This window comes from Paraburkholderia caledonica NBRC 102488, assembly GCF_000685095.1.
Classification (GTDB): domain Bacteria; phylum Pseudomonadota; class Gammaproteobacteria; order Burkholderiales; family Burkholderiaceae; genus Paraburkholderia; species Paraburkholderia caledonica.
This window is the reverse complement of the sequence record NZ_BAYE01000001.1, coordinates 802,249-812,630: the sequence shown is the minus strand read 5'-3', so window position 1 is coordinate 812,630 and position 10,382 is coordinate 802,249. Positions and strand designations below refer to the sequence as shown.

At 61.2% G+C, this 10,382-nt stretch carries 9 protein-coding genes; 7 read left to right on the top strand and 2 right to left on the bottom strand.

All coding sequences use genetic code 11. From position 1 onward, the window contains the following. Both BCA01S_RS03750 and BCA01S_RS03745 read left to right on the top strand, forming a co-directional pair. Positions 1–813: peroxidase family protein (locus tag BCA01S_RS03750; RefSeq protein WP_027775763.1), on the top strand; the 813-nt coding region annotated here is incomplete at its 5' end. Positions 814–1,136: 323 nt separating this feature from the next. Next, the gene (locus BCA01S_RS03745) at positions 1,137–1,946 is read left to right on the top strand and encodes a helix-turn-helix transcriptional regulator (RefSeq protein WP_027775762.1); all 810 of its coding nucleotides are present in this window, start codon (positions 1,137–1,139) and stop codon (positions 1,944–1,946) included. Between the two features lie 187 nt (positions 1,947–2,133). Here the strand turns inward: BCA01S_RS03745 and BCA01S_RS03740 are convergent, their stop codons facing one another. Continuing rightward, entirely contained in the window at positions 2,134–3,588 is a 1,455-nt protein-coding gene (locus BCA01S_RS03740; protein ID WP_027775761.1) for an amidase, read from the bottom strand. Positions 3,589–3,725: 137 nt separating this feature from the next. Between BCA01S_RS03740 and BCA01S_RS03735 the strand changes: the two genes are divergently transcribed. From BCA01S_RS03735 to BCA01S_RS03720, 4 genes are all read left to right on the top strand, one after another. Further along, positions 3,726–4,628 carry a LysR family transcriptional regulator gene (locus BCA01S_RS03735; protein WP_027775760.1) on the top strand — a complete coding sequence of 301 codons (903 nt, stop codon included), beginning with the start codon at positions 3,726–3,728 and terminating at the stop codon, positions 4,626–4,628. 171 nt (positions 4,629–4,799) lie between these two features. Next, complete coding sequence (locus BCA01S_RS03730; protein WP_027775759.1) at positions 4,800–6,203, top strand: NAD-dependent succinate-semialdehyde dehydrogenase; 1,404 nt, start codon at positions 4,800–4,802, stop codon at positions 6,201–6,203. Between the two features lie 60 nt (positions 6,204–6,263). Further along, on the top strand, positions 6,264–7,379 hold the full coding sequence (locus BCA01S_RS03725) for an alkene reductase (protein WP_027775758.1): 1,116 nt from the start codon (positions 6,264–6,266) through the stop codon (positions 7,377–7,379). 63 nt (positions 7,380–7,442) lie between these two features. After that, on the top strand, positions 7,443–8,213 hold the full coding sequence (locus tag BCA01S_RS03720; RefSeq protein ID WP_027775757.1) for an alpha/beta fold hydrolase: 771 nt from the start codon (positions 7,443–7,445) through the stop codon (positions 8,211–8,213). A gap of 9 nt (positions 8,214–8,222) precedes the next feature. Here the strand turns inward: BCA01S_RS03720 and BCA01S_RS38780 are convergent, their stop codons facing one another. Then, complete coding sequence (locus BCA01S_RS38780; RefSeq protein WP_063831969.1) at positions 8,223–8,912, bottom strand: SDR family NAD(P)-dependent oxidoreductase; 690 nt, start codon at positions 8,910–8,912, stop codon at positions 8,223–8,225. Between the two features lie 390 nt (positions 8,913–9,302). Between BCA01S_RS38780 and BCA01S_RS34390 the strand changes: the two genes are divergently transcribed. Continuing rightward, positions 9,303–10,112 (top strand): LysR family transcriptional regulator, encoded by an 810-nt coding sequence (locus BCA01S_RS34390; protein ID WP_208459213.1) that lies wholly within the window; start codon positions 9,303–9,305, stop codon positions 10,110–10,112. Positions 10,113–10,382 lie beyond the last annotated feature (270 nt).

Sequence of the window (10,382 nt, the reverse complement as noted above, 5' to 3'; positions counted from 1 at the left end):
GTGTCAACGGCGTGGGCTTCGGCCTCGACGTTCCGGGGGTCGGACAAGCGCGGCGGTGCCAACGGCGCACGCATCCGTCTCGCGCCCCAGAAGGATTGGGAAGTGAATCGGCCACAACAGCTGAAGCGAGTATTGGACACGCTGGAGGGCATTCAACGCACCTTCAACGGCTCGCAGAATGATGGCAGGAAGGTATCGCTTGCAGACCTGATCGTTCTGGCGGGAGGCGTTGGCGTCGAAGATGCCGCGAAAAAGGCCGGTTACACGGTGTCGGTTCCGTTCGCCGCGGGCCGCACGGATGCGTCGCAGACACAGACTGACGTCGACTCGTTCAAGGCCCTGGAGCCCATCGCGGACGCATTCCGCAATTACAGAAAGCGCGGCGTGCGGGTGCACGCTGAGGTTCTGCTTATCGACAAGGCGCAACTGCTGACACTCACTGCGCCGCAAATGACAGCACTGATCGGTGGCTTGCGGGTGCTGGGTATATCGACGGACATGGAGGCACACGGTGTATTCACTGACCGTCCGGGCGTGTTGAGTAACGATTTCTTCGTCAATCTGCTCGGCATGGACACGCAGTGGAAGCCGGTGTCGACCGCGGGCGACGAATTTGTCGGTATTGACCGCACCACCGGCAAACCGAGATGGATCGGCACACGGGTTGACCTGGTGTTTGGGTCACACTCCGTGCTGCGAGCGCTCAGCGAAGTGTATGCAAGCGAGGACGGCAAGGATAAGTTCGTGCACGACTTCGTCGCAGCGTGGACGAAAGTCATGAACCTCGACCGCTTTGATCTGCGTGCAAGCTGATTTTCGACGGACTCGCCGGCCTGTCGCTGGCGAGTTGCCGCAGGAGCAACAGATCGCGCGCGTTCGATGGAGTCAGGCGCACCGCGCGTCTTGTGCCACGTATGCGGTCGATCCTCCAAGGGACAGCGGCCGCTGTGCAGGCCCGACACTTCAGCGTAAGCTGCAGCAAAAGTCTTGACCTTGGCAGGGCCGGCCGCGGCGCATTGACAGGACGCACGTCCCGCGATCTGATTCGATCACTCCGTCCAACGGCGGCTACCATGGGCTGGGGTTGAAGCACGCTGTGTTTCGCCGCCTGACAATCAACCAATACCGACTCAACAATGTCCAGACGACCCTCTCCCGAACAACGCCGTGAGCTCGGCTCTTTCCTGTCGAGCCGCCGCGGGCGCTTGCAGCCTGCCGATTTCAATCTGCCCCAAGGCGGGCGCCGTACATCCGGTCTGCGACGCGAAGAAGTCGCCATGCTCGCCGGAGTCAGCGTGAGCTGGTACACGTGGCTCGAACAGGGCCGCGACATCCAGCCGTCCGCTGACGCGTTGCGCAGACTGTCGGCCGTGTTCAAGCTCGATGCTGTCGAATCCGCGCACCTGTTCGCGCTCTCCGCTCGGGAGCTCTCGCAGGTCGCGACCGGAAGCGGCGTCAGCGAGGGGCTGGAACTGCTGGTACGGTCAATCAACGTCCCGGCGTACGTTCGCAATTCGCGCCTCGACATCCTTGCATGGAACGACGCGATCTGCGATCTGTTCGTCGACTATGGATCGCTCGAACCGCACGAACGGAATACGTTGCGTCTGCTATTCCTTTACAAGCCGTACCGTACGCTCATCCTTGACTGGGAACAGATGACCCGGGGCATGATTTCGGCTTTTCGTGCGGCGCGCGCGCAGGCACCGGACAAAGCTCCGTTCGACAAACTGGTGAGCGAGCTTACGGAGCTAAGCCCTGAATTTCGTGACTGGTGGCAGGACACAGACGTAAAAGGTTTCGACGAGGGCGACAAGCGCCTTCGGCATCCTTCAGGCGGCCACATCGAATTCACATACGTTGCACTGACCCCGACGGGCAGGCCAGACCTGTCACTCGTGACCTACCTCCCGCGATTTTCCGGGGCTGGCGATTCCGACGCGTAGGGTCATGAGAGTCGGCACCGAGGTGCACGGTTGGCGGCTGCGGATCGACACAATCAGTCTGAGCTTGTGTCGATCCCAAATTGCCGGCTGGCGAGTCTGAAAGCTTTTGCGGTTGAGCGGCGGAGCCAACGTCAGTTGATGTGCCTCCGTCACCGACCCCCGTCTTCAATGGCCCCCGGCGTCTCTCTTACTTCGACCCGTTTCCCGCCCACAGCATCGGCCGCCGATTGGCCCACGGCCGGGCCTGCTCGAGTTGTCCGGCAAGCCGCAGCAGGCTGTCTTCCCGCGCGAATCCTGCTGCGAACTGCATGCCAATCGGCAAACCGGTTGTGGGGTGCACTTCAAGCGGAACAGACATGGCCGGGAGGCCGGAGACGTTGAAGGGCGGTGTGAACGGTGAATGCTGGAAGACCCGCTGCGTCCATTGGAGACCGCTCATCGATTCGGCGCCAGCCCCGTAGGCGCCGATAGCTGGTGGCATCTGCGGCAGAGTGGGCGTGAGCAACAGGTCTACGTCCTCGAACCATGTCCCGACTGAACGCGTGACCGTGTTGCGCATCGCTAGCGCCGCGGCGAACTCAGATGCCTTCTCTTCCTTGCCATGTTGAAAACAGGCCAAAGTGGCCGGTTCGAGCGTCGTGTGGTCGATCGGGCGGCCGGTTGCAGCGGCGAGACCCTCGATCCATCCGACGAGTGTTGCCGTCCATATGGTCGCGTTCATCTGCACGAAAGCGTCCCACGAGACGCCAAGCGGTGGCTCAACTTCAATGACGGTATGCCCGAGTGCTTGGAGGAGATGCGCGGTGGCTGACGTGGCGGCTGAGATAACCGGATCGGTACGCTCGCCGTTCCATGGATCGAGCATCAAGCCGATCTTCAGCTTGCCGGGATCGCGGCTGACTTCCGACAGGAAGCTTCGTGCCGGTGGAGCAGTAACGTAGGGCTCACCGATGGCATGGCCCTGAATCGCGTCGAGCAGTGCCGCGCTGTCCCGCACGCTGCGGCTTACGCCCAACTGCACGCCGAAACCGGCGAATACCTCATCGAGCGAGGGACCGTTCGAGCTGCGGCCTCGCGTAGGTTTAAGCCCAAACAGCCCGTTGTACGCGGCAGGCACGCGAATGGAACCTGCCGCATCGGTCGCATGAGCAAGCGGGACTGCGCCCGCTGCGACCGCTGCGGCGGCACCGCCGCTCGACCCGCCGGCACTCAAAGAAGGCAGCCACGGATTACGGGTCGCGCCTTGCAGCGTGGACTCGGTCGTCGTGCTGAATGCCATCTCCGGCGTCGCACTACGTCCTATCGTGACCAGTCCCGCATCGCGAAAGCGCGACATCAACCATGAATCCTCGGTAGCGACGACGCCTTTGGCGAGCCGGCTGCCCAGCTCAAGCTTTTTGCCTTGCATGCTGACCGCAAGGTCCTTGATCAGGAACGGCACGCCGGCGAGCGGGCCGCCTGAAGCAACCGCGTGGCCGCTTTCGGAAGCCGGCCAGCTTTCGATGACCGCATTGATGTCCGGGTTCACAACTCTGATCGCCTCGAGCGCGAGTTCGGCAAGCTCGGCTGAAGTAACCTCGCCGTTTGCGATCAGCTGTGCGAGTCCGATTGCATCGTATTCCGTGTATTCGCCAAGTTTCATTTTTCCTCCGTGTTGATGGAGGAAACGATAGGGCAGATGGCGCCAGGGGATTAGTCTGCGATCGTGGCAAGGATTGAGCCATGAGTGGGACAATGTCCGGCAATACGACAAGCTATCCATCGGATACCCGCGCTACCATGACCAGAGATCTCAACGACACGCTCATCTTTGTTCGCGTTGTGCAGGAGGGCAGCTTCACGGCAGCGGCGAATGCCTCACAGATTCCGAAGACGACCGTGAGTCGGCGTGTTCGCGAGCTTGAGGCACACCTCGGCGCGGCCTTGTTACACAGAACGACACGAAAGCTGCGGCTGACGGAAGCGGGGGCTGCCTATTTCGAGCGTTGCAACGCGATTGCCAGACAGCTCGACGATGCCGAAAACGCTGTTCAACAGATCCGTGGGACACCGGGAGGGTGGCTCCGCGTGACGCTGCCCTATTCGTTCGGCGCGACGTGGATAGCACCGTTGATCGCTGGCTTTTGTACGCGCTACCCTGAAGTGCGCGTAGATATCATCGCGACCCACGTGCCGCTCAATCTGATCGGCGAAAACGTCGATGTCGCCTTGCGCCTCGGCGCACTTCCCGATTCGAGCCTGGTGGCGCAGCGGCTTGGCAGCTTCTCGACGGCCGTCTATGCGAGCCCCGCATACATCCACAGGCATGGCGCGCCCGAGACTCCAGACGATCTGAACCGTCATGCGGCGCTTGCGCTTCATCAGGCGCGCACCGATAGCGGCTACGCATGGCCATTGCGCATGGCCGGACGCAAGGCAAAGCAGTTTCCGGTTGATCCGGTGATCGTTGCCAGCGACCCGGTGCTGCTTCTTGACGCTGCTCGGGCCGGCAACGGCGTGTTGCTGGCCATGGAGGCAAGCATGGCTCCGGAGGTCGCAGCGGGACGCTTGCGCAAAGTGTTGCCGGACTGGATTGGTCCGCAGCAGGATCTCAACGCGCTGTTCCCGAAGGAGCGCGTGCCGTCGCCGAAAGTGAAGGCGTTTCTTGCTTATCTGAAGAGTCAGCTACGGTTTCACCCGTGACCGTCATAGCTTGCGCGGTGCATGAGACAACGCATCAAGCTGGGCTTCCAGGGCCCTACCAGTGACTCCCACTCATAGGATGACAAGACGCCTTCTTGACCCGGATCAGCACGCTTAAAGTGACGTCAATGCAGCAACTTACCCACTGTCCTTAACGTCACCGAGGTAACCATGTCGAATCTCAGCAGCCCCCTTACGATTGGCGCAACGTCGCGTAATCCCGCCACCGGCGAGTTCATCGCCCACTATGCCTTTCAGTCGGCAGACGACGTGGAGCGCATGCTCCAGAACAATGCCGCAGCGTTTCGCCTCTGGCGTGCAACGCCGATGACTGAGCGCGTCGCCACCTACCGCCGTCTGGCGATCACGCTGCGGGAGCGGTCGGAAGAATTGGCATCGCTGATTACTGCGGAAATGGGCAAGACGTTGAGCGCCGCACGCGCGGAGGTCGAGAAATGCGCCGCAGCGATCGACTGGATCGCGGTGAACGGCCCCGCGTTCCTGGCTGACGAGGCTGCGCCGGTCAAGGGCGATGACGAAGTCTATGTTTCCTATCTGCCTATCGGCTCAATTCTCGCCGTCATGCCGTGGAATTTTCCGTTGTGGCAGGTCATTCGTGCATCTGGGCCGATCATGCTATCGGGCAACGGTTTCATCCTGAAACATGCGGCCAATGTGATGGGCTCGGCGTATGCGTTGCAAGACGCCTACGAAGCCGCCGGCTTTCCGGTCGGACTGTTCACGAATCTCAATGCCGATAACGAAACGGTTGCGCATGTGATCGAAGATCCGCGCGTGGCCGCCGTCACCCTGACGGGCAGCATGCGGGCGGGCTCGGCCGTGGCATCGACGGCAGGCAAGGCGCTCAAGAAGACGCTGCTGGAACTCGGTGGCGCCGACGCCTTCATCGTGCTGGCCGACGCGAACATCGACCTCGCGGTCAAAGCGGCGATCGAGGCGCGCTTCCAGAACGCGGGGCAGGTATGTCTCGCAGCAAAGCGGTTCATCGTCGAGCAGCCTGTCGCGGAAGAGTTCACACGCAAGTTCGTCGAGGCGGCGCGCAAGGTTGTGGCGGGCGATCCTCTGGACCCGGCCAGCACCATCGGGCCCATGGCGCGCGCCGACCTGCGCGACGAATTGCATGCTCAGGTGGAACGCACCATTGAAGCGGGTGCAACGTTGCTGCTCGGTGGCAACAGGGTCGCGGGCGTAGGCAACTACTATGAACCGACTGTGCTCGCGAATGTAGCGCCAGGGATGGCCGCTTTCGATGAAGAGACATTTGGTCCGGTCGCCGCGATCACCGTGGCCGAGAGCGCCGAGCATGCTATCGAGCTCGCCAACACGAGCGACTACGGTCTGGGTGGCAGTCTGTGGACCAGCGACGTAGCGCGCGCGCAGCGCATCGCCCGTCGGCTCGAAACGGGCGGCGTCTTCATTAACGGCTTCTCGGCTTCCAACCCGCGCATTCCTGTCGGCGGAGTCAAGAAGAGCGGATTTGGTCGGGAACTGTCGCACTTCGGTTTGCGCGAGTTCACCAACGCTCAGGCGGTCTGGGCCAAAACGGTCGACTGATTCGACGCGATGGCGATACAAAACATCGAATTATTCGTTACATAGTTAGGATAACAAATCATGAAAAATGCTTCTGTTAGCCCCGTACTTCAACCCGTGACGATTGGCAGTCTGCGACTGAAGAACCGCATCGTCATGGCGCCGATGACACGCAGTCGCGCCGACGATGCGGGTGTGCCGCCCGGCTACGCAGCCGACTACTACGCGCAACGTGCAGGCGCTGGCCTCATCATTACCGAAGCGACCAATATTTCTGCGCAGGCTCGCGGCTATCCTCGCACCCCTGGCATCTGGACGGACAACCAGGTGGCGGCGTGGACGCGCGTCACCGAGGCAGTTCATCGCCGTGACGGCAAGATCTTTCTGCAGTTGTGGCACACCGGGCGAATCTCGCACCCTGACATGCAGGATGGCGCGATGCCGGTCGCGCCCTCGGCCATCAAACCACAAGGCCAGATCCGCGTTCACGACGGCATGAAGGAATTCGTCACGCCTCGCGCGCTTCGGACCGAAGAGATCGCTGCCATCGTCGACGATTATCGCCATGCGGCCGTCAATGCGAAGCGTGCAGGATTCGACGGAGTCGAGATCCACTCGGCCAATAACTATCTGCTCGAACAGTTCGTCCGCGACAGCACGAACCAGCGCAATGACGAGTACGGCGGCTCTATTGAGAACCGGCTGCGCTTCCCCCTCGCGGTGGTCAAGGCGGTACTTGAAGTCTGGCCAAGCGATCGCGTTGGCATCCGGATCTCGCCCGCGACGACAGCGCCGGGCGAAACGCCTCTCGACAGCGACCCAATGGCCACCTTCGGTGCTTATGTACGCGCGCTGTCGCAACTCGGGCTGCTGTACATCCACGACATTGAAGGCGTAACGCAACTGGCTCGCGACACCGACAGCGGCGTGAGCTTCACTGCGCTGCGCGGACAGTTCAACGGCGCGTACATCGCCAATAACCAGTACACGCTGCGGCTCGCTGAGGAAACGCTCGCTGCAGGTGACGCTGATCTCTTCAGCATCGGGCGGCCATTCATCGCCAATCCCGATCTGGTTGGACGGCTGCGAGTCGGTGGTCCGCTCGCCGAGGCGCCAAAAGAATACTGGTACGGCGGAGATTCGACGGGCTATTCCGACTGGCCCGAGATGCACAGCGAACCTGTTGCCGACGCGTGATTTATCGCGAGATCCACTAATCCAACACCCCAAACTTTCTTGCTAAAACGACTGGAGCCTTTCATGAAAACGACCACCCGAGTTCGCCGTTTCGCCACTGCCATCGCGTTCGGCGTGGCAGCACTTTCCGCACAGATCGCCACCGCTGCCCCCGTCAAGAACGTTGTCCTGGTCCACGGATTCTTTGCTGACGGTTCCGGCTGGCAGGCCGTATCGAAGATTCTTGCCCGCGACGGCTACAAGGTGTCGGTGGTCCAGGAACCTGAAACTTCATTCAAGGACGACGTCGCGGCGACCACACGTGTGGTCGATGCGCAGGACGGCCCGAGCATTCTCGTCGGACACAGCTATGGCGGAGCGGTCATCACCGAAGCCGGCAACGATGCGCGCGTCTCGGGCCTCGTCTACATCGCCGCCTTTGAACCCGATGCCGGTGAGAGCCTGAAGGATCTGACCACCAAAATGCCTGCCGCGATCAGAAGCATCAAGGAGACGGACGACGGTCATCTGTACATCGATCCCTCGCGGTTCCATGCCGACTTTGCAGCCGACGTCCCGGAGCCAGAGGCCGCATTTATGGCTTCTTCCCAGGTGATGCCCGCCGTCGGCTCGTTCACGGCGCCTGTCATGCAGGCTGCGTGGAAATCGAAGCCGAGTTGGGCGGTCGTCGCGGCGTCCGATCGGACTATCAATCCAGACCTTGAGCGCTGGATGGCAAAGCGCGCCGGCAGTAAAGTGACCGAAGTCAATTCGAGCCATGTCGCGTTTCTTTCACATCCCGAAGAGATTGCGAAGGTAATCGAGCAGGCGGCTGCGGCAAGCGGCGGTCGTTGAACTGTTCGACTAGCGCGCGGCTTCTTGCATGGGTGACCGGCCGCGGGTTGTGCCGCAATAGGGCAGATGGCGTGCATCGCGCTCGTCGTCAGCCCCGTTGTTACCCAAGCTAACGCGGGGGCCGGAGACCTCACTACTGCACCGCACCCCGGCGGGCGGCGGCAGGATCGCTCGGTCGTATCCGACGACGGACGGGAAGTGCAATGCGGCACGCCGGGCGTGGGGAGGAATACAATGCCGCGCATGCATGCGCGGTACGCAAACGATCTTGCACCAAGGAATCTGATCCTGCTCGAAGTAAAAGCGTCCGGATGGCTCGGTCGGGTTTTGGGTCGCGAGCCAGACGATGCCTGCGGCCGCCTGTTTCACCGTGCGATAGCCCGAGTGGTTGTTAAAATCGGTGGCGGTGTAGCCCGGATCGACCGCGTCGACCGCGTCGACCTTGATGCCGACTGACGCGAGCTCTTTTGCAAAGGCCAGCGCAACAGCGTTCAGTGCCGACTTGGAACTGTTGTAGCCGAGAATATTCACGCCGTAGCACTGGTTTGCCGGGTCGAACAGCCAGCCCATAGATCCGAGTCTGCTGCTCACCATCACGACGGTACCCCGACCAGCAGATTTCAGCAGCGGCACGAACGACTGAGTCACCCGAATCGGGCCGAAGACGTTCGTCTCATACACAGCACGGATGTTTTCCATCGGTTGCTGGCTGGGCGCCGCGTGAGGGTCGCTTGGAATGCCGGCGTTATTAATAGCACATCGAGTCGGCCGTCCTCATCCCGTACTCGCGCCGCAGCGGCACGTACGCTTTCGTCTCGGGTCACGTCAATAGTCAGGAGCCGGACGTCATGGCCCTCCGCTACCAAAGACTTCAGGGCTGCCTCTCCGCGCGCCACGTCGCGGCAACCAAGCTAAATCTGGTATCCCAGTCGACCGAGTTGTCGAGCAGTTTCATCCGATGCTTTTGTTAGCGCCGGTGATCAGGACGGTTCGAGCGGCGTTCATGTTCTGTCCTCCAGAATGAGCCTGCGGCCACTGTAATCTGAACGGCCCTTTTTAATCCTGTAGAACTCGGACAGACTGATCGCCATGCCGAACAATCACCGTGACGAATCGATTCTTGATCTGCTCCCGGTCTTCCTCGCTGTCGTAGATGCTGGAGGTTTTCGGGCTGCCGGCAAACGGTTGCGGCTGTCCCCCTCCACCGTGAGCGAGCGGATCGCGCACCTTGAAGCGCAGTTGGGCGTGCCTTTGCTGATCCGCACGACACGCAGCGTCATGCCAACGGAAACCGGACGCACGCTTGCTACCCGTGTCGCGCCACTGATGGCTGAAACGCGTGCCGCGTTGTGTGATGCCGCTAGTTCCCAAAACCTGGTGCGTGGGCTTTTGAAACTCAACGTGACGGGCGCAGTGATGGTTGATATCCTGCCGCCGATCATCGATTGCTTCATGGAAGCGCATCCGCAGGTTCGGGTTGAAATCATGGTGGATGACCAGCTTGTCGATATTGTGGCAGCGGGTTGCGACGCTGGCATCCGATTCGGCGAGCATCTTGCACTAGACACCATGGCCTTGCCAATTGGGCCCGCTCACCAGCGGATGGCGTGGGCGGCTGCTCCCGGCTACCTGGCCGCTCGCGGTGTTCCCGAACACCCGAGCGACTTGCTGAACCACGAATGCATCCAGTTGCGTTTTCCGAGCGGCGCCCTTGTCGAGTGGTTATTTGAGCGTGGCCCGCAAACGGTCCGACTCGATCCGCCTGGCCGCCGCATCGTCGGTGTGGATGGTGTTTCGGCAGCAATCCGATTTGCGCGCGAAGGACGGGGCGTCATCGGCACCTTCGAAAACTGGTTAACCCCCTTTTTAGAAAGCCGAGCTACATCCCGTCTTGCATGAGTGGTGGCATCAATTCGAAGGACCTCAACTGTATTCCTCGAGCAGATTGAACTCCGCTCCGTTTAAAGCATTCATCGAATTCGTTAAGGGGGAACAGAGGCAGCCGCAGCGAAAGAAGTCCCGGCTTTCGCGGATGTCAACGTGGGTTTAGCTACGCAAGACCTTATTGGCCGCGGGCGCCTTAGCTTCAAGAGCCTGATGTGTGCGCCCGCGCCACTGACGCGGCGATCGCGGGCGCCGAGCTTGCGGTTTGAAGCCAACCAGGGATCA